Raw genomic sequence first — 22,353 nt, forward strand, 5'->3', positions numbered from 1 at the left:
AGCTAAGACACAGCGAACAAGGTAACAATGTAGGTATGAATAACAACGACGATCGTAAATTTGAACACATTTCCGACCCCTATCGACGCCTCGATCCGCAACAACCCCCGCATGATAACCAGTATGCACAGCCCCCGGTCCAGGGGCCGACGCCCGGACCGCAGCAGCCACCTGCGGGTTATTCTCAGGCACCCAACCAGGGTTTTGACCAGGCGCAGCAGCCTGTGAATCATCAAACCTCGGAAATGCCTGGTATGGGAGCGCAGACCAGTGCCGCTTCCACTGCTGGGCCTACCGCGCCTGGCCCCACCGCTGCTGGTTCTGCTGCTGGTCCCACGGCCCCTGAAGCCACCGCTGCCGGAGCTGGTGTGGGGGCTGCGGCAGGTGCGGCGTCGATAAGCGGTCCGCAGGGGACGGCCGTGGCGGAGGCCCCGAAGGAGAAGCGGACAGTGAGTTTAGGCACGGCGCTGGCGTTGATGCTGGTAGGTGCGCTTGGCGCGGGCGCGATTACTGGCGTTGCGGTGGGGCAACCGTGGAAGAACAGCAGCGGCTCGGTGGTGAATGCGCTGAGTGAACCGGCGGTGCACCGCACGGCCACCGACAAGGAAGGCTCAGTTGAGCAGGTCGCGGAGAACGTACTGCCGGCTGTGGTGTCTATTCGCGTTTCCAACGGTTATTCCGTGGAGGAGGGGTCCGGCTCGATTATTTCCGACGATGGCAACATTTTGACCAATAACCACGTGGTCAGCAGCGCCCAACAGGGCGGCGAGATTACGGTGCTACTGAACGACGGCAAAGAATACAAGGCCGATTTTGTTGCTGGTGACGGTTCCACCGACATTGCGGTTATTAAGCTGCGGAATGCATCGAACCTGCCCGTTATGAGTTTCGGCAACTCCGATGAATTGCAGGTGGGCCAGCAGGTGGTAGCCATTGGCTCGCCGCTGGGGTTGAGTGCCACTGTGACCAGCGGTATCATTTCCGCCCTCAACCGTCCTGTGCGCGCCTCTGGGGGCGAGGGCGGTGAATCGTCGCTTATCGACGCCGTGCAAACTGATGCCGCCATCAACCCCGGCAACTCCGGTGGGCCGCTGGTGGACATGCAGGGGCGGCTCATTGGCATGAACTCGGTGATCGCCACCAACTCGGGTGACTCTGGGCAGTCCGGTTCCATCGGTCTGGGCTTTGCCATCCCTGTCAACCAAGCGCGCCGCATCGCGCAGCAGCTGATGGATGAGGGTAAAGTGACGCAGCCGATGATCGGTATTCGGCTTTCCAATAACAGTCGTGAGCGCGGTGCGCTCGTGGGTGATGTGGAACCAGACGGGCCAGCGCAAAAGGCAGGCATCACCCAGGGTGATCTGATCGTCGGGGTGAATGATCGTGTGATTGACAGCGCGGATGCACTAATTACCGCGATTCGCGCCCGAGATTTCGGAGAAACTGTCACACTTAAGGTAACCCGACCCGATTCAGGCGATGTGCGTGACGTGAAGGTCACTCTCACTGAAAAGAAGTAATTCGTCTGTAGAAAGGACTGACACCAATGTCCCGCCTTGAGAACGACCTTGAGTTCCTTGAGGAGCCAAACGCCGAAGATCTTCGAGCTGTCGAGGAACTAGGCGACCGCCCCGCTCAGCGCCGAGCGTTGGTCGTTCTGGTGGCAGACCATGCGCTGAGCAGTGGGGAGGACACAGATCGCTTGGTCACGGAGTTGCTGCAAGAAGATGGTTTTGCGGTGGACGCAGTGGTGCGTGTGCAGTCGAAACGTTCGCTGATTTGCCAGGCCATTGAAACCGCCGTCATCGGGGGCGCGGACCTTGTGATCACCGTCGGCGGGACAGGCGTTGGTCCGCGCGACAAAACCCCAGATGCCACGCGTGCCGTATTGGATAAGATCCTTCCTGGCATTTCTCAGGCGTTGCGTGCGTCTGCGCTGGCGTGTGGCGCGATTGATGCGTGCACGTCACGCGGCGTCGCTGGGGTCTCGGGGTCAACTGTGCTGGTGAACCTGGCCCCCTCGCGTGCCGCGATTCGCGACGGCATGGCCACGCTGGGGCCACTGGTCCACCATGTTATTGACCAGCTGCAGGACTGGTCTGTTGATAAATGAGTAACGCATGAGTTCGGCGCGTAGCGGCGGTGTTCCTGGCCGTCGTGCTCGCCGCAGGGTAGAGCGCCCCTCTACGGCACCATTTGTTGACCGCTCGTGGGATCAAGCTGGTGCCGAAGATCTGTTTTCGTTGGGGGAGCGTTCACCAGATGAGCGGCGCGAGCGGGATGCAGATAGCGTGGAGTTGAACGAAGAGTTTTGGATATCTGAGAAGCCACCGCACTGGGGTTGAGAGCTGTGCATATAAAAATTAACTCGATTCTTGACGCCTAAAATTAAAAGGCTCTAAGAATCGAGTTAATTTCTTTTTATTACGCTGTGGCGTTTTGTGTGTGAACAGGCGAGAAGAGCCTCGTCCTACACGTTTTAACGCTGGGAACGTTGGGCTTTCAGCAGGTCGCGAATTTCAACAAGCAGTTCTGCTTCGCTGGAGAGGATGACGCTATCTTCGTCCTCGTCAGTAGTACCAGCACGAGCTGCGGAGAATTCCTTGAACTTGTTCATGGGAAGCACGAAGATGAAGTACACAACACCTGCGGTGATCAGGAAGTTCAGGGCAGCGGTGATGATCTTGCCGAAGTCGATGAAGGTAGCCTCTTTACCTGCTCGGAGGTAGAAGCCGAGGCCGTCGGCGTTTGCGCCGCCGATCGAAGCGATCAGCGGGTTGATCAGGTTGTCCGCAAATGAGGTGACGATAGCGGTGAACGCAGCACCGATGACGACGGCGACAGCCAGGTCGATCACGTTGCCGCGCAGGATGAAATCTTTAAAGCCCTTAAGCATGAATACTCCTTAGTGTTATGCATTCCCAATGGCGTACAAATACCCCGGCAGGAAAATACTGGGTGATTCCCAATGAATTTCATGTCGGTGTGTTCTAGTTGGGATTGGTCGAAACAGTGACCTATTTCTCCGCATGGACAAACGTAGGCCCGTTTTGATCACAGCACACTTTAGCCAAAATTGGAACAAAAAGTTATTCCATTCCGTTCGCCTTTGCCCGCTCACCTGTTAGCACAACTGCCAATGGCGAGGTTAATGATGCGGCGGCAACGCGTTTTGCCGGAGTTTCGGGTAGTGCGATGAGTATGGTTCCGGGTTCGCGTGACGAGCTTGCAGCAAATCCGCCACTTTTTTGTTGAAGTGTGCTCAAAACTACACGTCCACCAGCGGCAATCGTGATCGGTTCGGGCGCGTTATCGTCGTGAGTTACCACGGTCACGGTGTCGCCGTGGTTGAGTAAGTGAGCGAGTGTTGGATCGGCCAGTTTAATGGGTACCAAAGTTGGCGGGCCGAGATTTTCCTGTGCCGAGTCAGTCTCCGGATTGGTTACAAGTGTGTCCAGATTCACAAGATAGCTAGCGAGTTCGGAGCCGACGAATCGGAGATGTGACGGGATTTCGTTGGGGCTAATGGCTGCGACAGCTACGTGCCCCACCACATCATCGGTGGAGTCAAAAGTCCCTTCGGGGAGGAGGTTCTGTGGCACGCGCCGTAACGCAACATCCTCTGCCGTGACGGTGCTGCCGGCGTCAATGGTGCGTACCGCAACAACAACTTGCGGATCTTTCTTGAGCGCGCTGTGGAGGGCTAGAGCTGCTGCCATCAGGACGAGAAGGATGGCAATGGCTCGTCGAATGAGGCGGGTTCGGTGCCAGCCGGGTGCATGGAGGGCCGTGGTGATCTTCATGCCTTCTTGGACTGTGAAGTCCATCGGCAGGTTCCCCTAATGGTTTGTCCAGATGATTCCCTGCGGGCATATGATCACGTCAACCGGCATATCGTGCGGTTCTGTCGGAACGTCGTCACGAACTTCATTGTTATAGAGCAGTGTGGACACGACCGGGCGGTGTGAGGCTGCATACAGTGGTGCGAGTGCGCGGTCGTAGTATCCGCCGCCTTTGCCTAGGCGTTGCCCGGTGGGTGAACAAGCAACAGCCGGGGCAACGATGAGGGTGCAGTCTTCCAATGTGAAAGTTGGATCAGGGTGGCTGCTGGGTTCAGGTATTCCGTAACGACCGGTGCGGAGTGGCAGGGTGCCATCATGCCGTGCCCAGGTCATCTGACCGGCTGGGCCTACGCATGGGAGATAGAGCTCGGAGGTGTAATCCATGAGAGTGGTAAGAAGTGTGTCGCCGCCGGGTTCGCTGCCGTGTGGAACGTAGGCGGCAACGCGGGAACTGTCCGCCGTCCTATCGGATGTTTCACAGGGGGAAGTATCGGAGGTGATTTTGGGTGTGATTTGGGAAACTTTGTTAGTGCCTAGAAAGCGTTCACTGTCGCTGTGTAGTGTGGCCAGGAGGGTGCGCAGATGGGCGATGATCGCGGCGTCGTCACGCAGTCGGTGGGGGTGGTTGGCGCGCTGATTGAGCAGGTAGTGCCGTAGTTGTGCTTTTTTATCGGTGCTGTGGGGAGTATGGGGCATTGCGCGTTTTTCGGTGAGTATCAAATCTGAAATATATAAAATTTTCGTAAAAATAAGCTGTGATTGAATGGCGTTAGGGGCATGGGTAACGCTGCAGCAAGGTAGTCTAACTGTATGACCGACCCTATCAGTGAGTACAAATTTGCGGTGAAGACCGTGGTGGTTCCAGCGGCCGGCTTGGGAACCCGTTTCTTACCTGCAACAAAAACGGTTCCCAAGGAACTACTTCCAGTTGTGGATACCCCCGGCATCGAACTCATCGCTCAGGAAGCCTCTCGCTTGGGGGCCTCTCGCTTGGCCGTTATTACCGCGCCGAATAAAGAAGGCGTATTGGCGCATTTTGAACATAATGAGCGCCTTGAAAGCACCCTGGCTGAGCGGGGTAAAGAGGAGCAGCTCGCTAAGGTTCAACGCGCAGCAGAATTGATCCAAGCCGTCTCAGTTTTGCAGGAGCTGCCGCTTGGTTTGGGGCACGCGGTGGGCCTTGCGGAGCAGGTGCTGGACGATGACGAAGATGTGGTGGCCGTGATGCTGCCCGACGATATTGTGTTGCCCATGGGCGTTATGGAGAAAATGGCACAAGTTCGCTCTGAGCTGGGCGGTTCCGTGCTGTGTGCCTTTAATGTGTCCCGCGACGAGGTGAGCAATTACGGCGTCTTCGACATTGAGGAATCTGATCAGCCGAACGTCAAACGTGTTCGGGGCATGGTGGAAAAACCAGATGTGGAGGATGCTCCGTCAACGTTTGTGGCGACGGGTCGCTACTTGCTTGATCGCGCAATTTTCGACGCCCTCCGTCGTATCACCCCTGGTAAGGGTGGAGAGTTGCAGCTCACTGATGCTATTGAGCTACTCATTGAAGAAGGTCACCCCGTGCATATTGTGGTGCACGAAGGTAAGCGACATGATTTAGGCAACCCGGGTGGGTATATTCGTGCTTGTTTGGATTTTGGCTTGCAGGACCCAACGTATGGCCCGGGTTTGCGGCGTTATATGGAAAGATTGCTAGCTAATCAGGATTAAGCACTTCGGGAAGGAACCTCGCGTATGCGGTCCGTGGATCAACAGCTAGCTTTGGTGACGCAGGCGGCCGTGTCACCTGAACCAGTACGGATCGCTATTGCGGACGCGATGGGCCTCATGTGCGCTGAAGAGGTGCAAGCTGCCAAGGCCCTCCCCGGTTTCGCACAGGCCGCCATTGATGGTTATGCAGTGCGCGCCGTTGATGTTGGTGGCGAGCGGAGCCTACATCACCAACAGCGCCGTCGTGGAGAAGGCGATGGTGATGCCGCGCGCAACAACGGGGACACTCAGGAACGGAGTAGCAGGCAGCACGCCGCCGCTCCACAAAAGTCCCTGCCCGTGGTTGGGGAGGTTCCAGCGGGTTCTCAACAACCTCTCCGTTTGCAGCCGAAACAGGCCGTCCGCGTTCACACAGGCGCACCACTTCCCACGCTTGCCGACGCCGTGCTTCCCCTGGAGTGGAGCGACCGTGGGCAAAAGCGAGTCATGCCGACCCGACCGGTTCGCAGCGGCGCGTTTGTCCGCCGCGCCGGGGATGATATTCAGCCTGGCGATGTCGCCGTGACCCCCGGTTCGGTGCTGGGACCGGCGCACATTGGTTTGTTGGCCGCCGTTGGCCGGTCGAAAGTGCTGGTGTATCCACGACCGCGTATGTCGGTGCTGTCTGTGGGGTCTGAGTTGGTCGATATCGACCGCGAACCGGGCCTGGGGCAAGTGTTTGACGTGAATTCCTATGCCCTGGCGGCTGCCGGTAGGGAAGCCGGCGCAGATGTGCATCGCGTCGGCATTGCCGCTGGTGAACCCCGTCGTATCCGGGAAATCATTGAGGGGCAGATGCTGCGCAGTGAGATCATCGTGGTCTCTGGTGCGGTCGGCGGTTCGGGTAACGAGAATATTCGTAAGGTGCTGGCCGACTTGGGTGAGATTGATACCACCCGTGTGGCCATGCATCCAGGCTCTGTGCAAGGGTTCGGATTGCTGGGCGACGAACGTATCCCGGTGTTTTTGCTGCCCAGTAACCCCGTCTCGTCGCTGGTTATTTTTGAGATTTTCATCCGTCCGGTCATTCGATTGGCGCTGGGGAAACGGCATGCCGCGCGGCGCGTCGTTCGTGCACGCGCGCTGAATCCGTTGGAATCTCGCCCAGGTCGTCGCGGGTATATTCGCGCGCGCTTGATGCGGGATGCGGAAACCCAGGATTACCTGGTAGAGGGGCTTGGCGGTGCGAGTGGCGCGCCTGCGCATCTGCTGGCGGGTTTGGGGGATGCGAACGCGATGATTCGTATCCCCGAGGACGTGACGCATATCCGCCCAGGCGATGTTGTTGAAGTTATCTTCCTGTCCCAAACCGCCTAGTGCTTATGCTTGATCTTTTTGGTTTTGGCCGGAGAGGTCGGAGGGGTAATGGTGCCCCGCCGCCGATGATGCCCCGGCATGCTATCCATCCAGGGTGGCCCGAATCCACGCAGTCGGTGACTGTGAATCGTTCCGACGGCGCGGGGGATATGGTGCTGCGTTTGCGTCCGCTGGTTCGTGGGGATTTTCAAGATTGGCAGGATATGCGTATTGCGGACCAGCATATTCTTCAGCCGGTGGAACCAACCGTGATGGGGGATTGGGAGGACGCACATTCCAAGCGGCAGTGGTGGCAGCAACTGTTGCAGCTACGCAGCGCCGCTGATGCGGGGACCGTGGTGCCGCTGGCCATTGAGGTGAATGGGCGTTTTGCGGGGCAATTGACGTTGGGAGCGATTCAGCACGGCGTGGGTTCGGATTGTTGGGTGGGCTACTGGGTGCATAGTGCATTGTCCGGCCAGGGTGTGGCCACGGCGGCGGTGGCGTTGGGTGTGGATCATGCGTTGCAGCGCGTGGGCGTGCACCGCGTGGTGGCAACGTACCTACCGTCGAACACTGCGTCGGGACGTGTACTGGAGAAAAACGGTTTTCGTCAGGAGGGCTACCTGCACCGAAACTTGCACATTGATGGCCGCTGGCAGGACCATTACCTTGTTGCTTTATGTGATGATGATTACTCCCTCAGTTGTATAGAACGTCTGCGGCATAAAGGCCAGGTCGTGTAGCACTTTTGGTAGTTTCAAAATTTACTTAAGCTGTCTGATTTTGCGGCGTGCCTCCCCGCATGGCGTTGGCGCACCACTAACGTACGTGAAGAACGTGTTATTTTTGTGACTGTTGTGAAGAATGGTTGATCGCGAAAGGTGAAGTGGCCTCGTGTCTGGAGCTCTCATTATTGGCCTCATTGTTGTCGTGTGGCTTTTTGTCCTCGCTCCCTTAGTTCTGCGGGGCTACCGCCCGATTCGTCGCACTAATGATGCCTTTGAGGAAACCCGCGTGGTTGTTGCTGGTGGAGACACTCCCACGCCGCCACGTAAGCGCCCCCGCTTCAGTGCTGAGGATGTTCGCGCGACCGACGATGCTGATGCCAGCGTTTCCGCGCAAGACCGCGCCGAGGATGCGGATCGAAGCGATGACACTGTTGAGCTGGAGGGCCTGCCGGTTGCCGATGGGCTTATCGACGACCCGCAACCGCTGTTCGTCAGCGAAAAGCTCACTGAGGTGCTGGCCGCAGCACAGGAAACTGTGAATGCGAATCGCCGCGCAGAGGATGCTCACACAGAGGATGCTGTGGTTGCTTACACTGAGCCGAATCCTGCGGCAGCGGTGGAACTGCATGAGGTGAGCGAGCATGAGGCGGTAGAGGACGCGGACGTCGATGCTGAGCTTCCGTATGGTGATGTGGATGCGGTGCGCAGCGATGAGGCGCTGGAGGTGGTCTACGATCCGAACGCCGAGTCGTTGTTCATTGAAGACATTGATAGCCCGCCTTCAACCGACACGTTCGCTGTTGTGGCCGATGCGTACGACGAGATTGATGCCTTCGAGCTGGCCGATGAAAGCGAACCGTACTACTACGACGATGCCTACATGTCTCCGGCTGATTTCCTGGACCCCGACGCGGATTACGAATTTGCCGATGATGCCTTTGATGATGATTCCACTCTTGCGGCCGAGCTGAGTGAGGAAATTGCTGCGGATGAGGACCTCACTGATGAGGATCTTGCCTTTGCTGCGCGTCGTCGCGGGCGTGGCGGTTACGACCCCGAGGTTGATGCCGCTGTGGCCATGAGCCGTTACCAACGTCGCCAGCGTACCTTGGCCACGCTCGTCGGCGTGGTGCTGATCAGCGTGGTGGTTGGCTTTGTGTTCGGCGGTTGGTTCTGGACCAGTTTGGTGATCTCGGCGACGCTGACCGTGCTGTATCTGTACGCGCTGCGCAGGCATGTGCGTGCGGAAAGCGCACTGCGTACCCAGCGTATCCGTCATATGCGGCGCGCTCGGCTTGGTGTGCGCAATGCAGTCGATGAGAAATTGGGTATCCCGGAGCGGCTACGTCGGCCCGGCGCGATCGTCATTGAGTTGGATGATGAAAGCCCCGACTTTGTCAATCTTGATACCTTCCACAGCAACTTTGGACACGAGGAGCCTGAGGTGTGGGAGGACGAGTATGTGGATACCCGCCGCGTCGGCTAGGCAGGTCTGGTTCGGTGCGTCGATTCGGTGACGTGACACCCCTGACAGTCGTCCCCAGGTGGGCGTGGAAGGTTTCCGTGCCCACTGCCTGACGGGTAGTCTATCGGCTATGGATAAACCAGTTGTTAGGGATGCCGCACTGCTCATTTTCCGTGCCACCTTGGGTCTCATTTTTGTGGCCCATGGGTGGCAAAAACTGTTTATGGACGGTCCGGTTGAAACAGCTGGGAAGCTCAGTGCCGCGGGGATTCCACAGGCGAAGCTGTCAGCCTACATTGTGGGTGGGGGAGAGTTGCTGGGTGGGGCGCTGCTGGTAGTAGGGCTGCTCACCACGCTGGCTGCTGGTGCGTTGGCGTTGTTGATGCTGGCGGCGCTGTATTTTGTGCATCTCAATTCGGGATTGTTTATCGCCGATGGTGGTTTTGAATACGTGTTGGTGCTGATTGTGTCGCTATTGATGATTGTTGTTTTTGGTTCGGGGCGAGCAAGTATTGACGGTGTCTTATCCCGATGATTGACTGCGCTCGGGTGCAGGCTGCGCTGTCGGCGCGCCTTGATGGCGAGGACACGGGGGTTCCCGACGACGTGGTGGACGCGCACCTTTCCGGCTGCGTGGAGTGTCAAGCGTTTTTTGAACAGGCTGCTCGGCTGAACCGGCAGCTGCGCCTGACTGAGGTACCCGTTGGGGACGCGGTTCCAGACCTATCGGAGATGATTCTTGCTGGTGTAGAGCCTGTGCGTCGCCGTCGCGCCGCGTCCCGCGTCCTGGGGCTCGCGCTGTCACGCGTGATGTTGATCCTCGTGGGACTGGGTTTGGTGGTGTGGGCGTATCGCCTGGTGGCGCTGTCCACCGTGGGGCCGGGGGTGGAGTTGTCCGATGTGGACACATCGGCAGCCTCGGGGCTGCTTGTCGACGCCGCGGCCATCCGCCTGGCGCTTGCCTGCGGGTTGTTTTTCGCGGCCTGGCGCCCCCAGATTTCTGCGGCGCTCATGCCTGTCTACGGCGCTTTTGCGGCGTTTAGCTGTGGTTTTGCCACCCGTGACCTGGTGTTGGGTCAGATGACGGCACAGGGACTGGCGGGGTTGGCATTGTTGGTGGCCTCCGCAGCCGCGTTGCTGTGGGCGTGGCTGAATAGCAGCGGCTTTGGCGAGTTTGGTCGAGTGTGGCGGTCGATTACGGCCCAGCCTTACTAGTCCAGCCGTGCTAGCGCGTTTAGCGCCAGCTGCGTAGCCACATGAGTTCAAAGTAGGTGCTGTCAGGGATCTCCATGCCGTAGAGCACAGGGGAGAAGTAGAGGAACATGGTGGCCACCAGCGCCAGGTAGGCGATCACCCACAGCGCGCCGGTGCGGGTTGTGGCACCGAACAATCGTTGCGCCAGTTCCGTGACTCGGTTGGCGCGCAGCTGGTTGAGGGGTTGTCCGGTGCTGCCCAGTTGCCCCAGCGTGAGGGCGATGAGGACGATGGTGAAAGGCACCAGCGGCACAGCGTAGAAGAAGTACATTTGCCGGTCGAAAGTGGCAAGCCATGGCAGGAACCCAGCCGCCCAGGCGACGAGTGGGATGAGGACGTACATAGCGCGACGCACCACCAGGCACCAGAGCGCCCACAAGACCACGGGGACTGTCAGCCACCAGATCGCTGGGGTACCAAAGAGGTAAATCATGCTGCGGCAGGGGCCGTCGCTGAGAAAACAGTGCTCATTGGAACTGGAATAGTAGAGCACGGGACGGGCTGCTACTAGCCACGACCAGGGTTTGGAATCCCAGGGATGGCTGTGTCCGTTCGAGGAGGTAAGGGAGGAGTGAAACTCCAGCACGGTCTGGTGGTAGTGCAACCACCCTGCCAGGGCATCGGGAAGCAGCATGAGGGGCGAATTGGGGTCAATGTCGCCGTTGCTAGCGCTGTGCCGGTAGATGCTGGTCTCGTGGGCAAACCATGCCCGCCAACTCCAGACATACAGCAACACAGGCACGATGACTAGGGACGCAAAAGCCGGAAATGCGTCATATGCAAGGCTGCCCAGTATGGGGCGGCGAATGCGGTAGCGGTGGCGTAACCACATGTCCAACCCGACGCTGAGCAGACCAAAGAAGACAATGTAGTACAGGCCGGACCATTTCACCGACAGGGACGACCCGAGCATAATCCCGCAGATAAACCGCCACCAGCGGAAACCAAACCGTGGTCCAAGCTCGCCTACGCTGCACAGGCCGCTCACGTAGGCGCGGTGTAGGCGCAGATTCATCTGTTCATGGTCGCGGGCAAGCGCGTAGGCCGCCGCAACGATGAAAAACGCCTGGAAAATGTCGAGCATGCCGAAGCGTGAGGCGGTGAGCAGCACGCCGTCGAAAAGCGCGAGAGTACCGGCGAAAGCCGCAACGGCGGTGGAGTGGCTGATGCGGCGCGCGAGTCCCATGATGCTTAGCACGGTAGCTGTGCCGAACAGTGCAGTGATGATCCGCCAGCCCAGCGGCGAGTAACCAAACACGAATTCGCCCAGTGCGAGGAGCTGTTTTCCCAGCGGTGGGTGCACAACCAAGCCAAACCCAGGGTTGGATTCGATGCCGCCGATCATGGGGTTGGTGGTGGAACGCACCATGTCCCACGCTTGCGGAACATAATGTTTTTCGTCGAACACGGGGGTTCCGCCGCTGGTGGCAAAAGTAATCAAGACAAACCGTGACACCAGCGTCGCAATGGCAATAATGCTGAACACCCACGTGTCTGTGCGGGTCCATCGCAGGATGTGCGGTTCACGCGCCGCAATCACTGGATCAATGGCCCCGTTATCGGGGCTGTGCTGCGCGGCTTGGTGCGTGGCGTCGTGCGTTAGCTGGAGCGTACGCTGCTGTGGGGGTTCGGTCACTGCACCCATCTTAGTGGGAGTGTGCGAATCGGGGTAGTGTTACCTGGGTAAATACTGGGTAACTATGGGGCAGGTATGCGAGACTATGACTATGAATATCCCGGTTGAGCCGCTGCCCCGCGGCATTATCATTGCGGCTACTCCATTGGGAAATGTGGGGGATGCGTCGCCCCGACTCGCTCAGGCGCTCGCACAGGCGGACGTGATCGCGGCGGAAGATACTCGCCGTACCCGTTCGTTGGCCGCAGCTTTGGGTGTGGAGATTACTGGCCGAGTGGTGTCCAATTTTGACCACAACGAACAAGATCGCGTCACACAGCTGCTTGATGCCGCGCGGACAGGAACGGTTGTGGTGGTTACCGATGCCGGCATGCCCAGCGTATCCGACCCAGGGTTTGCGCTTATCGACGCCGCGCACACCGCTGGCCTTCCGGTCACATGCTTCCCCGGCCCCTCCGCAGTTCCTACGGCCCTTGCTCTCTCGGGGTTGCCGGTGGGCAGATTTTGCTTTGACGGCTTTGCCCCACGCAAGTCGGGGGCGCGCCGGGCGTGGTTGGAGGAGCTTCGTGGCGAGAAACGTGCTGTGTGCTTTTTTGAGTCACCACACCGCATTTCGGACACGCTGTCCGAGGCGGCCGAGGTGCTGGGGGAGGATCGTCGCGCTGCGGTGTGTCGGGAATTGACAAAAACGTTTGAAGAAGTACGTCGCGGTGGGTTGGGGGAGCTTGCCGACTGGGCGCGCGATGGTATTCGCGGTGAGGTGAGCGTGGTGATTGAAGGCACGACACAGGCGGGTGCAGATGTGAACCTGTTGGTTCCTGCCGTGGAAGATCTTGTGGCGGCGGGGGAGCGACTGAAAACAGCCTGTGCGGAGGTGGCGGCTCGGCACGGAGTGTCTAAGAAAGAGTTATATGATGCGGTTTTGGCTCACCGCTCCTAAATCTTAACGAAATTGTTACATTTTGCCCACAAAACCTATTCTGGGCTGGGAATAAGTGACATCACAAATTGGTAACATGTAGTGAAAATGGCCTGTGAAAAGCATGTTGGGCTTGAAAAGTATGTAACAAACTAACCATCGTTAAGATATGACAAACCCCGATCCTACATATGTTGACCCAGTGGTGGAGACTCCCATCAGTGCGACTGAAGAACTCGCAGCAATGCTGGATCACAAGCAGCACATTGCGCCGGAACTGGTCGAAGAGCCAATTGAGCTGGAGGGGGAGTCAGACTCAGCAACGTTGAACTGGGGGGTTATCGCGCCAGCGGCACTCATCATCGTCGCAGTGGTGGTGTGGGGCTTGTTCTTCCCAGGGTCGTTTTCCGCTTTCGCGGCCACCGCACTGACCAAGGTGGTAGATAACCTGGGGTGGGCCTTCGTGTTCTTTGGCACGATCTTTGTGTTCTACATTATCGCGATTGCCTGCAGTAAGTTCGGCAACATCCGGCTTGGGCGAGATGATGAAGCGCCTGAGTTTTCTAACTTTTCCTGGTTCGCCATGATGTTTGCTGCAGGCATGGGCATCGGTTTGATGTTCTACGGAACCACCGAACCCCTGACCTTCTACCGCAACGGTGTGCCTGGGCACGAAACGCATGACATCGGAAATGCGTTTGCCAGCACCCTGTTCCACTGGACGCTGCACCCCTGGGCCATTTACGCCATCGTTGGCCTGGCCATCGCGTACAATACCTTCCGTATTGGTAAAAAACAGCTTTTGAGCTCTGCGTTTATTCCACTGATTGGTGAACGTCGGGCAGAAGGCTGGCTGGGACGCCTCATTGATCTGCTGGCTATCGTGGCCACAGTGTTCGGCACCGCGGCGTCGCTAGGCATTGGTGCGCTGCAGATTGGTGCTGGCCTGGACCGTACCGGTCTGATCACCTCGCCCAGTATGAAAGTGCTGGTGGGCATCGTGCTCGTGTTGACCTTGGCGTTCATTTTCTCCGCCATGTCCGGCGTGGGCAAAGGAATCCAGTACATCTCTAACGCCAACATGGTGCTGGCGGCAATCCTGGCGATCTTCGTGTTTGTCTTTGGCCCAACGGTGAGTATTTTGAACATGCTCCCCATGTCCGTGGGCAGCTACTTCAACTCATTCTTTGAAATGGCATCCCGTACGGCCGATCTGGATAGCGGTGATACCGCAACATGGTTGAGCAGCTGGACCATCTTCTACTGGGCATGGTGGATTTCCTGGAGTCCCTTCGTTGGCATGTTCGTTGCCCGCATTTCCCGTGGCCGCTCCATCCGCGAATTTGTTGTTGGCGTGATGATCATCCCCGCAGCAGTCACCGTGGTGTGGTTTAGTATCTTCGGCGGCACTGCCATCCACTTCGAGCAGGAAAACCGCTCAGTGTGGGGTGAGGGCGATGCGAAACGCCAGCTCTTCGACCTACTGTATTCCCTACCTGGCGGCACCATTGCAGCCATTGTTGCCATGATCCTGCTGGCCACGTTCTTTATCACCTCCGCAGACTCCGCAGCCACTGTGATGGGGTCCATGAGCCAGCAAGGCGTGCTCGTTGCTAACAAGTGGGTCACTGCAGCTTGGGGTGTGCTTACCGCAGCCATCGGATTGACCCTGCTGGTCTCCGGCGGTAACGACGCCCTGTCTAACCTCCAAAACGTGACCATCATTGCGGCCAGCCCATTCCTGGTGGTGATCATCGGGCTGATGGTGTCCCTCTACCGAGGACTCAGTGACGATCCGCTCTACCTCGACCACAAGGAACAGCAAAAGTTCGCTATGAGGCTGGCACGCGAACGTCGTGTCCACTCCGAAATGCGGGCTGAACTGCAAGCTGAACAGCGCCGTCGCGCCCGCAAGGCGGCGCGCGTCAATCGACGTCCCATCCGCTTCCGCGCACCCAAAACCGACTAGTTTCTGGCTAGTTCCTGTGCGTTGTGACGCCATAAATTAAAGTGAAACCCATGACAAAGTCTGTGCTCACTGCTGTTGCCTGGCCCTACGCCAACGGTCCCCGTCACATTGGACATGTGGCGGGGTTCGGCGTGCCCTCCGATGTTTTCGCCCGTTACCAGCGAATGACCGGCGCGAATGTACTGATGGTGTCCGGCACGGACGAGCATGGGACCCCGCTGCTGGTGCAGGCCGAAAAAGAAGGCTTGACCGTGCAAGAACTGGCGGACCGCTACAACCGCCAGATCGTGCACGACCTCGCAGGGCTGGGCCTGTCCTACGATTTGTTCACTCGAACCACCACCCGTAACCACTACGCAGTGGTGCAGGAATTGTTCCGTGGTCTGCACGACAACGGCTACATGGTCAAAGAAACAACCATGGGCGCTATCTCGCCATCCACGGGTCGTACCCTGCCGGACCGCTACATTGAAGGCACCTGCCCTATTTGTGGTGCCGACGGCGCGCGCGGCGATCAGTGCGACAACTGCGGCAACCAGTTGGATCCCGCCGACCTGATCAACCCCGTGTCTAAAATCAACGGCGAAACACCGCAGTTTGTGGAAACCGAGCACTTCTTGTTGGATCTTCCGGCACTGGCCGACGCCCTGTCTGCGTGGTTGAAAGAGCGGCAAGATTGGCGCCCCAACGTTCTGAAGTTCTCGCTGAACCTTCTTGAGGACATTCGTCCGCGAGCCATGACCCGCGACATTGACTGGGGTGTGCCCATCCCCATTGAGGGCTGGCAGGACAACAATGCCAAGAAACTCTACGTGTGGTTCGATGCTGTTGTGGGCTACCTATCCGCCTCCATTGAATGGGCCTATCGCATCGGAGAACCAGAGGCGTGGCGCACGTTCTGGACCAACCCTGATGCTGTCTCGTACTACTTCATGGGTAAAGACAACATCACCTTCCACTCTCAGATTTGGCCCGCTGAACTGCTGGGCTACCGTGGTGAAGGTTCCCGTGAGGGTACGGTCGGACAGCTCGGCTCGCTGGAGTTGCCCACCGAAGTTGTCTCGTCTGAGTATCTGACCATGTCCGGGTCCAAGTTCTCCTCCTCCAAGGGGGTGGTCATCTACGTCAAGGACTTCCTGGAGGAATTTGGTGCCGATCCCTTGCGTTACTTCATCGCTGTCGCGGGACCGGAAAACAACGACACCGACTTTACTTGGGACGAGTTTGTCCGTCGCATTAACAACGAGCTGGCCAATGGCTGGGGCAACCTGGTCAACCGCACAGTCTCCATGGCGCATAAAAACTTCGGTGAGGTTCCCACCCCTGGCGAGCTTAGCGATGCTGATCAGGCCATCCTTGACCTCGCTTCCCGCACGTTCGATGAGGCTGGCGATGCTCTCAGCCACTCTCGGTTCAAGCAGGGCATTACTAAAATTATGCACGTAGTGGGCGAAGCCAACGCTTACATCGCGGAGCAAGAACCGTGGAAATTGGCCAAGGATGAAACTCAACGCGAGCGTCTAGCCACAGTGCTGTGGACAGCGCTTCAGGTGGTCAGCGACTGCAACACCATGCTCACCCCCTTCCTTCCGCATACGGCGCAGGCCGTTCACGAAACCCTGGGGCGTGACGGCGTGTGGGCCGCACTGCCTGAGGTTGTAGAGGTCACAGATGATCAGCCGGTCGAACCGGTGGGCGCGGGTCTACCCGAAAAGGGACGCAGCTACCCCGTGATCATGGGTAACTACCGTGACCAGCAGGCGGTGTGGAAGCGTATCGACGTCGTGCCAGGCACCGCCCTCAGCAAACCACGGCCACTCATTGCGAAACTGGACCCAGAACTGGCGGAAACCGGGCCGTCCTGGGCTCCGGTGAACTCCTAGCATATCCAGGAATATTGGGGGTCGGGGGATGCAAAAAGTGGACTCTAGGAAGGGTTAACCTAGAGTCCACTAAACGGGGAAGCTGTGGTAGGGGTGCCCTTAGCGGATCACGCCCTGGAACTTCAGGAAGTTGATGATGGGGAAGACCACAAGGCCGAGGAAGGAACCAACCAGGCCAGTGGCGGTCACAGCACGCAGAGTCTTAGCCCACTTCGGGAGGTTGGCATCTTTCTCCTCGGAGCTCATCTGAACGCCGGTGGCGGCCTTATCAGCCTCGTACTTCTTCTGAAGTTCTGCGCTCGGCTTGCCGTCTTCGCCTAGGTACTTGTCGCTGGAGCCAACGGCTTTCGCATCTTTACTTTTACCACCTTCAGAGCTTGAGCCCTGCTGAGCGGCAACATCCGTGGGGAGGCCTTGTTCTGCAGCGTGAGCAGCTGCGACGCCGCCCAGGGTCAGGGCGAGTGCGGTTGCGGCGGCAACGGCGGACTTGCGGATGTTCTTCATGGGGAGACCTTTCAGACGGAATACGGAGAGAAGTAGTCCTATGGGACTTTTCATGAGACTGCCGCGCGTCGACAAACTCGACCACACAGGTTAGTATCATGAAATATTAAGTTTTAGATACTGAGTGGGTGCAAACCGTTTGGTTTGCAAAAGCGCAGTTAAAGACCTTTCTTGGGTGAAAACCTAACCTACTATAGGGGTGGTATTCAAACCTAGAAAGTTTGAGCAGCGTCCGTTTTGCGCGTCTCTCACTATCTGGCACCTACAATACATTAATATAAAACTCAGCTAAAGTTAACAACTAAAACGTGCGCTATTTGTCAATCTCTGTGACTAATGTGATCATTGGGGCAAAATTTCCACCCCTGATAGGGGTATCTTGTAGCATGTGTGCGGCTTTGATGGTGGTGGAAAGTTGGGAAAGGGTGCAGACAAAGATCATCCCAGGTGTAGCAACCATGCTCAGTAGGCTCCAGTGTGTGTGACGACGGCGCCGACTGTGCGGGCAATGGTTTTCATGTCGAGCAGCATTGACCAATTGTGGACGTAGTAGAGGTCCAGGCGCTTGGCTTCATCGGCCGACAGGTGTGATCTGCCGCTGACTTGCCATAGTCCGGTAATGCCTGGACGTATGGTGAGCCGGAGATGCATGTCCGCATCGTATTCATCAACTTCACGTTGTACCTGGGGACGTGGCCCCACAATGCTCATTGTTCCATTAAGTGAATTAATAAATTGCGGTAGTTCATCGATACTGTATGTACGAATAAAACGTCCGATGGGGGTGAGGCGTGGATCATCTTTCATTTTGAAAAGCAGAGCATTGCCACCCTGCTGTCGAATAAGTTCGTGTACCTTAGTATCGGCGTCAACAACCATGCTTCGGAATTTCCATAGGGTATAGGGGATTCCATCGCGACCGATGCGTTCGCTGAGGTAGAAGGCAGGTCCGCCGTCGTAAAGCTTGATGGCAAGAGCAGTAACAAGCAGGATTGGCGAGGTCAGGATAAGCATGATAAGGGATAAAAGAATATCGAATACTCGCTTAGTAGTTCCGTTTGCGTCACTATATTTTTTCTGATCTGATAATGTCACGCGCACCATCCTTAGAGGCGTTTGAATTATGCGGGAATTCTATTCCGTGATGGTGTGTTTCTACAATTTATTTCAACTTGGGCTTTGTTGGTGTTCTTCACACATGCATGGCAATAGGTGCAATAGGTGCTGTCGGTTACGGGTCGCGATGCATCTGTGCCCTGACAGGATGGACATCACACCCTCGCTACACTGAGGACTTATGTCAAGAAAAAAGCCACGTCCGATTCCGGTTCCGGCGCGCACTATTCCTGGGCTCATTGATGCCCACACGCACCTTGCGTCGTGTAAGGATGACGCCGCAGCGTTAGTTGATCGTGCATGTGCGGCGGGCGTCGATAAGCTGTGCACGGTGGGGGATGGTCTTGCGGAAGCGGAGGCTGCGTTGGCAGCTGCGCATGCTTTTCCCCAGGTATATGCGGCGTGTGCGATTCATCCGACTCGGGTGGGTGAATTGGATCAGGCTGCCCAGGCGCGGTTGGTGGAGATGATTGCGGATCCGCGGTGTGTGGCGGTCGGGGAGACCGGTCTGGACACGTACTGGATTGGCAAATCGGAGACGTGTGCGCCTCTGGACATGCAGGAGGAGGCTCTGCGGTGGCACATTGACCGTGCGGTGGAGGCGGATAAGGCGCTGATGATCCATAATCGTGAGGCAGACGCGGACTTGTTGCGTGTGTTGGCGGATGCCCCAGCGCCGCGCGCCACCATACTGCATTGTTTTTCGTCCCCGCTGGATGTTGCTCGGGAGGCTCTGGACCGCGGTTACGTGCTGTCTTTTGCAGGCAACGTCACGTTTAAACGGAACGAGGAACTGCGGGAGGCGGCGCGGCTAGCCCCAACGGGGCAGGTGCTGATTGAAACTGATGCTCCCTATATGACTCCTGAGCCGTTCCGTGGGTCGCGGAATGAACCGTCGCTGATCGGTCACACCGCCCTGTGTGTGGCAGAGGCGCGTGGGTTGAGCCCAGAAGAGTTGGCTGAGGAAATTTCGGCCACGTTTGATCGCGTGTATGGGCAGGCGTGATTAGCGTAGTCCGAGCATGTCAAGGGTGCCACGGATGGTAGCGCGCATGGACCAGTTGAAAAAATCGTCCGGACTCCACTGTTCCGTCATGCGTGCCCCAGAAGTGATCGTGGGTACGTTGCCGGGGAGTTCGCTGTGGTGTGCCAGCGCGTTGTCGCGATGACTAAGCGGAGCAAGGTGTGCAAGGGCAACCGCGTGTTCTGCCACCACCGATAGGACGATGCTGGCCTGATGGGGGAGCCAGCCGTATGTAGTTGCGTATCCGGCTTGGGTTTTTTCGATCGCGCTCAAGGCGGTGGTGTGCTCGGGGGTGAGTTGGGTGAGGAAAGTACCGATGCCGGGATTGTCCTGCACAAAGCGGCGCAGCGCTTGGGCCATGTCCGTCAGAGAATCCTCGGGATCGGCGTGGTGGGGTTCGGGGAGGGATTCACGGGCAATGATGTGCTGCGCAACAAGGTTTCGTGCCGTCTCCAGGTTGCGGACATGCCTATAGATGGACATCTCGCTCACGTTCAAGTATTCCGCTAGCCCGCGGATGGTGAGTTTATCCAATGTGATAGTGCGGCCTGCTTCTCCGATCTGCTCAAGGGTGATGCTGGGCGGCCTGCCGTGAGTTTTTCTGGGCATTCCTTAATTCTGACACAAGACAGCAGGTAAAGATTTTTGTTAGACTGTATAACAAAAATAGTCTTTGGTTGTGCGAGAAAGGTAAAGATCGTGAGCGAGCATCAACTGACGCAATCGGAACTTGCGGAAATGAACGACGTGCTTACCCATCCCGACCACACCCGCGGGTTGGAGGAAGGGGAGCTGGTGGTCACTGCTCTGGAGGTGTTGAGTTCCACATTCATTCGCATCCGTGGCCGGCTTGAAGGGTTCCGCAATCCCGATGCCTGGCGACGTCCCAATACCACCCTCCGCATGGAGGTGCCCGTGGATAACGACGTTATTGAAGGCGTCGCGACATCGTCACGCGTGTACACCATTGCAGAGGTCTTTGGCGACTATGACGTGGCTATTGACGCCGTCGCGCACGGCACCACCTCGCCGATGATGCGTTGGTTGGCGTCCGTGAATCACGGCGACCGCATCGTGGTCAAAGGCCCGCGCCCGCATCAGCTGTTGAATCCCGCGTCGGTGAACTACATGCTTGCCGACGCCTCGGCGCTGCCCGCCGTGCGCAATATTCTGCTGTATCAACACGAGGTTAAGGAGAAGCCAACAGTGGTGATTGCGGCACCGCAGGCTGATGCGGAAGCCTATGTGGCTGATTGTGCGGACCGGGCAACCATCATTCACCTTGGGGAGACTGGAGACCTTGCTGCTGCGTGTGCAGAGTTGGGTATTGCGGCGTCGGCAACCGTGTGGGCGGCGGGGGAGCGTGACCTGATGCGCGCTATCAGGCGCTACTGTAAAGAAGATCTTGGGCTGGAGCGGTCCGCACTGAGGATTTTTGGGTATTGGAAAGAGGGCACCTCCCACACTCTGCTTGATGTGGCGCGGATGCGGGCCGCCAAGAGGCGTGTCGAATCTGGGCTGGGGCTAGACGGGGCTGATGATTTTGATTTAGAGATATAGCTAACATGCTCGGGGGGTCTCGCGGGGGTATGAGGCCTAAGCGTAATAGCTTTGTTGTTACTTATGAGACTTATGTGACCTGCTATGTGGTCGATATTAAGCATGCTGTTAAGTGTTTCTGAACAAAATAACTGCATGTCAACCGTGGTAAGCTCGAATCACCTAGACAAAGGGGTAATGTTACCGTATCGTTATGGTCATTGATGTTTACACGGCCTTGAAATGGAGTTGACTTTCTCAGTGACTACTCACAAAAAGTCTCAGATTGACCGCCTCAATGGCTCCACCTCTGTGCCCCTCCGTATGGCTACAGGGAGCATGCTGGCCACCCTTCTTGTTGGTGGCGGCCTCGCGGTAGTAAACAAAAAAGACGTCACCATTGACGTCAACGGTCAGCAGATGGATCTGGTGACCATGTCCAATTCAGTCGAGGGGGCGCTGAAACAAGCAGGCATTAAAATTGGACCCGATGACCTTATTGTTCCTTCCCCCAGCGAACGCCTGACCCGCACCGAGTCAATTAAGGTTCGGTCTGCGAAGTCCGTGGCGGTCGTGGTGGATGGTCAGGAAAAAACCATCAAATCCACTGCGCTGACAGTTGACGAGCTCGTCTCTGAAATCGGCTCCGAAATCGGTGGGGTGAACGAAGGCGACCTGCTGTCCAAGGGGCGCGACACCGTTATTCCTGCCGACGGCATGAAGCTGGACATTACCCGTCCGAAGGTCGTCTCCATCAACGATGGCGGCGACGTTACCTACACGCAGATGGCCGCCTCCAATGTGGGTGACCTTCTTCGGCGGAGGAATATCAACCTCAATCCAGAGGATGTGGTGACTCCCTCCATCACTTCTCCTGTTAAAGCCGGCATGGACGTGCGTATTGACCGCGTCCGCACTGATCAGGTCCGCGAGACCGTGCCGTTCGAGGTGCCCGCAAACTACAAGGACGATGCAACCGCCTTCGAGGGTGACGAGGTTGTTGAAGAGGCGGGGACGCCCGGCAGCAAGGAAGTTAAGCGTTCCATCCGTATTGTCAACGGCAAAGAGGAAAGCAACACCGTCATCTCCGAGAAGGAAGTCACTCCGGCTAAGCCCGCCACTATCAAGCGTGGTACTAAGGCAAAGTCCAGCGCGCCTTCAGTAGCCAATGGCTCGGTGTGGGACTCCCTTGCGCAATGTGAAGCGGGTGGCAACTGGGCAATCAACACTGGTAACGGCTTCTCCGGTGGTTTGCAGTTCACCCCGTCCACATGGCTTGCCTACGGCGGTGGCCAATACGCTCCCCAGGCGCACCTGGCTACCCGCGAACAGCAAATCGCAGTGGCCAGTAAAGTCCAAGCTGGTCAGGGTTGGGGTGCATGGCCAGCATGTACCGCAAAGTTGGGACTGCGCTAAT

The 22,353-nt window shown here is 57.5% G+C and carries 22 protein-coding genes; 15 read left to right on the forward strand and 7 right to left on the reverse strand.

Annotated features, from left to right (window positions below; genetic code table 11):
- Positions 1-35: 35 nt before the first annotated feature.
- The 3 genes from CDUR_RS03970 to CDUR_RS03980 are packed head-to-tail and all read left to right on the forward strand — an operon-like array spanning position 36 to position 2,345.
- Entirely contained in the window at positions 36-1,520 is a 1,485-nt protein-coding gene (locus CDUR_RS03970) for a S1C family serine protease (protein WP_233452900.1), read from the forward strand.
- A 26-nt stretch (positions 1,521-1,546) separates the two neighbouring features.
- Positions 1,547-2,113 (forward strand): MogA/MoaB family molybdenum cofactor biosynthesis protein, encoded by a 567-nt coding sequence (locus CDUR_RS03975; RefSeq protein ID WP_006063170.1) that lies wholly within the window; start codon positions 1,547-1,549, stop codon positions 2,111-2,113.
- Positions 2,114-2,120: 7 nt separating this feature from the next.
- Positions 2,121-2,345 (forward strand): hypothetical protein, encoded by a 225-nt coding sequence (locus CDUR_RS03980; protein ID WP_006063169.1) that lies wholly within the window; start codon positions 2,121-2,123, stop codon positions 2,343-2,345.
- Between the two features lie 134 nt (positions 2,346-2,479).
- On the opposite strand, the gene mscL is transcribed toward CDUR_RS03980, so the two are convergent.
- The 3 genes from mscL to CDUR_RS03995 all read right to left on the reverse strand — a co-directional run bounded on the left by mscL (position 2,480) and on the right by CDUR_RS03995 (position 4,538).
- Positions 2,480-2,896: a large conductance mechanosensitive channel protein MscL gene (mscL, locus tag CDUR_RS03985; RefSeq protein WP_179417219.1), complete on the reverse strand. Its 417-nt coding sequence runs from the start codon at positions 2,894-2,896 to the stop codon at positions 2,480-2,482.
- A 193-nt stretch (positions 2,897-3,089) separates the two neighbouring features.
- On the reverse strand, positions 3,090-3,827 hold the full coding sequence (locus tag CDUR_RS03990; RefSeq protein ID WP_233452901.1) for an SAF domain-containing protein: 738 nt from the start codon (positions 3,825-3,827) through the stop codon (positions 3,090-3,092).
- Between the two features lie 12 nt (positions 3,828-3,839).
- A complete protein-coding gene (locus CDUR_RS03995; RefSeq protein WP_179417220.1) occupies positions 3,840-4,538 on the reverse strand; it encodes a 5-formyltetrahydrofolate cyclo-ligase in 699 nt (232 codons plus the stop codon).
- Positions 4,539-4,652: 114 nt separating this feature from the next.
- Between CDUR_RS03995 and CDUR_RS04000 the strand changes: the two genes are divergently transcribed.
- The 6 genes from CDUR_RS04000 (at position 4,653) to CDUR_RS04025 (ending at position 10,307) form a co-directional block, all read left to right on the forward strand.
- Positions 4,653-5,561, forward strand: a complete 909-nt coding sequence (locus CDUR_RS04000; RefSeq protein ID WP_006063165.1) for a UTP--glucose-1-phosphate uridylyltransferase — start codon at positions 4,653-4,655, stop codon at positions 5,559-5,561.
- A 24-nt stretch (positions 5,562-5,585) separates the two neighbouring features.
- Positions 5,586-6,917: a molybdotransferase-like divisome protein Glp gene (gene glp, locus CDUR_RS04005; RefSeq protein WP_179417221.1), complete on the forward strand. Its 1,332-nt coding sequence runs from the start codon at positions 5,586-5,588 to the stop codon at positions 6,915-6,917.
- Positions 6,918-6,922: 5 nt separating this feature from the next.
- On the forward strand, positions 6,923-7,642 hold the full coding sequence (locus tag CDUR_RS04010; RefSeq protein WP_390885468.1) for a GNAT family N-acetyltransferase: 720 nt from the start codon (positions 6,923-6,925) through the stop codon (positions 7,640-7,642).
- 151 nt (positions 7,643-7,793) lie between these two features.
- Positions 7,794-9,113 carry a divisome protein SepX/GlpR gene (sepX, locus tag CDUR_RS04015; RefSeq protein WP_179417223.1) on the forward strand — a complete coding sequence of 440 codons (1,320 nt, stop codon included), beginning with the start codon at positions 7,794-7,796 and terminating at the stop codon, positions 9,111-9,113.
- A gap of 109 nt (positions 9,114-9,222) precedes the next feature.
- Positions 9,223-9,627, forward strand: coding sequence for a DoxX family protein (locus CDUR_RS04020; protein ID WP_006063161.1), 405 nt, complete (start codon positions 9,223-9,225; stop codon positions 9,625-9,627).
- Entirely contained in the window at positions 9,624-10,307 is a 684-nt protein-coding gene (locus CDUR_RS04025) for a zf-HC2 domain-containing protein (RefSeq protein ID WP_179417224.1), read from the forward strand. The genes CDUR_RS04020 and CDUR_RS04025 overlap by 4 nt, the downstream gene beginning before the upstream one ends.
- 19 nt (positions 10,308-10,326) lie before the next feature.
- On the opposite strand, the gene pmt is transcribed toward CDUR_RS04025, so the two are convergent.
- Complete coding sequence (gene pmt, locus CDUR_RS04030) at positions 10,327-11,991, reverse strand: protein O-mannosyltransferase (RefSeq protein ID WP_179417225.1); 1,665 nt, start codon at positions 11,989-11,991, stop codon at positions 10,327-10,329.
- A gap of 82 nt (positions 11,992-12,073) precedes the next feature.
- Between pmt and rsmI the strand changes: the two genes are divergently transcribed.
- The 3 genes from rsmI (at position 12,074) to metG (ending at position 16,753) form a co-directional block, all read left to right on the forward strand.
- On the forward strand, positions 12,074-12,922 hold the full coding sequence (rsmI, locus tag CDUR_RS04035) for a 16S rRNA (cytidine(1402)-2'-O)-methyltransferase (RefSeq protein WP_179417226.1): 849 nt from the start codon (positions 12,074-12,076) through the stop codon (positions 12,920-12,922).
- A 148-nt stretch (positions 12,923-13,070) separates the two neighbouring features.
- The gene (locus tag CDUR_RS04040; RefSeq protein ID WP_179417227.1) at positions 13,071-14,870 is read left to right on the forward strand and encodes a BCCT family transporter; all 1,800 of its coding nucleotides are present in this window, start codon (positions 13,071-13,073) and stop codon (positions 14,868-14,870) included.
- 50 nt (positions 14,871-14,920) lie between these two features.
- Complete coding sequence (gene metG, locus CDUR_RS04045) at positions 14,921-16,753, forward strand: methionine--tRNA ligase (protein ID WP_179417228.1); 1,833 nt, start codon at positions 14,921-14,923, stop codon at positions 16,751-16,753.
- Between the two features lie 99 nt (positions 16,754-16,852).
- On the opposite strand, the gene CDUR_RS04050 is transcribed toward metG, so the two are convergent.
- Entirely contained in the window at positions 16,853-17,311 is a 459-nt protein-coding gene (locus CDUR_RS04050) for a hypothetical protein (protein WP_290208051.1), read from the reverse strand.
- Positions 17,312-17,719: 408 nt separating this feature from the next.
- On the reverse strand, positions 17,720-18,361 hold the full coding sequence (locus CDUR_RS04055) for a sugar transferase (protein ID WP_179417230.1): 642 nt from the start codon (positions 18,359-18,361) through the stop codon (positions 17,720-17,722).
- A 193-nt stretch (positions 18,362-18,554) separates the two neighbouring features.
- On the opposite strand from CDUR_RS04055, the gene CDUR_RS04060 reads away from it, so the two are divergent.
- The gene (locus tag CDUR_RS04060; protein ID WP_179417231.1) at positions 18,555-19,379 is read left to right on the forward strand and encodes a TatD family hydrolase; all 825 of its coding nucleotides are present in this window, start codon (positions 18,555-18,557) and stop codon (positions 19,377-19,379) included.
- On the opposite strand, the gene CDUR_RS04065 is transcribed toward CDUR_RS04060, so the two are convergent.
- Entirely contained in the window at positions 19,380-20,006 is a 627-nt protein-coding gene (locus CDUR_RS04065; RefSeq protein WP_179417232.1) for a TetR/AcrR family transcriptional regulator, read from the reverse strand. It lies immediately after the preceding gene.
- A gap of 90 nt (positions 20,007-20,096) precedes the next feature.
- On the opposite strand from CDUR_RS04065, the gene CDUR_RS04070 reads away from it, so the two are divergent.
- On the forward strand, positions 20,097-20,957 hold the full coding sequence (locus CDUR_RS04070; protein WP_179417233.1) for a siderophore-interacting protein: 861 nt from the start codon (positions 20,097-20,099) through the stop codon (positions 20,955-20,957).
- A 240-nt stretch (positions 20,958-21,197) separates the two neighbouring features.
- Positions 21,198-22,352 (forward strand): resuscitation-promoting factor, encoded by a 1,155-nt coding sequence (locus tag CDUR_RS04075; RefSeq protein WP_179417234.1) that lies wholly within the window; start codon positions 21,198-21,200, stop codon positions 22,350-22,352.
- The last annotated feature ends 1 nt before the right edge of the window (position 22,353 follow it).

Origin of the sequence: Corynebacterium durum (assembly GCF_030408675.1) — a bacterium.
Taxonomy (GTDB): domain Bacteria; phylum Actinomycetota; class Actinomycetes; order Mycobacteriales; family Mycobacteriaceae; genus Corynebacterium; species Corynebacterium durum.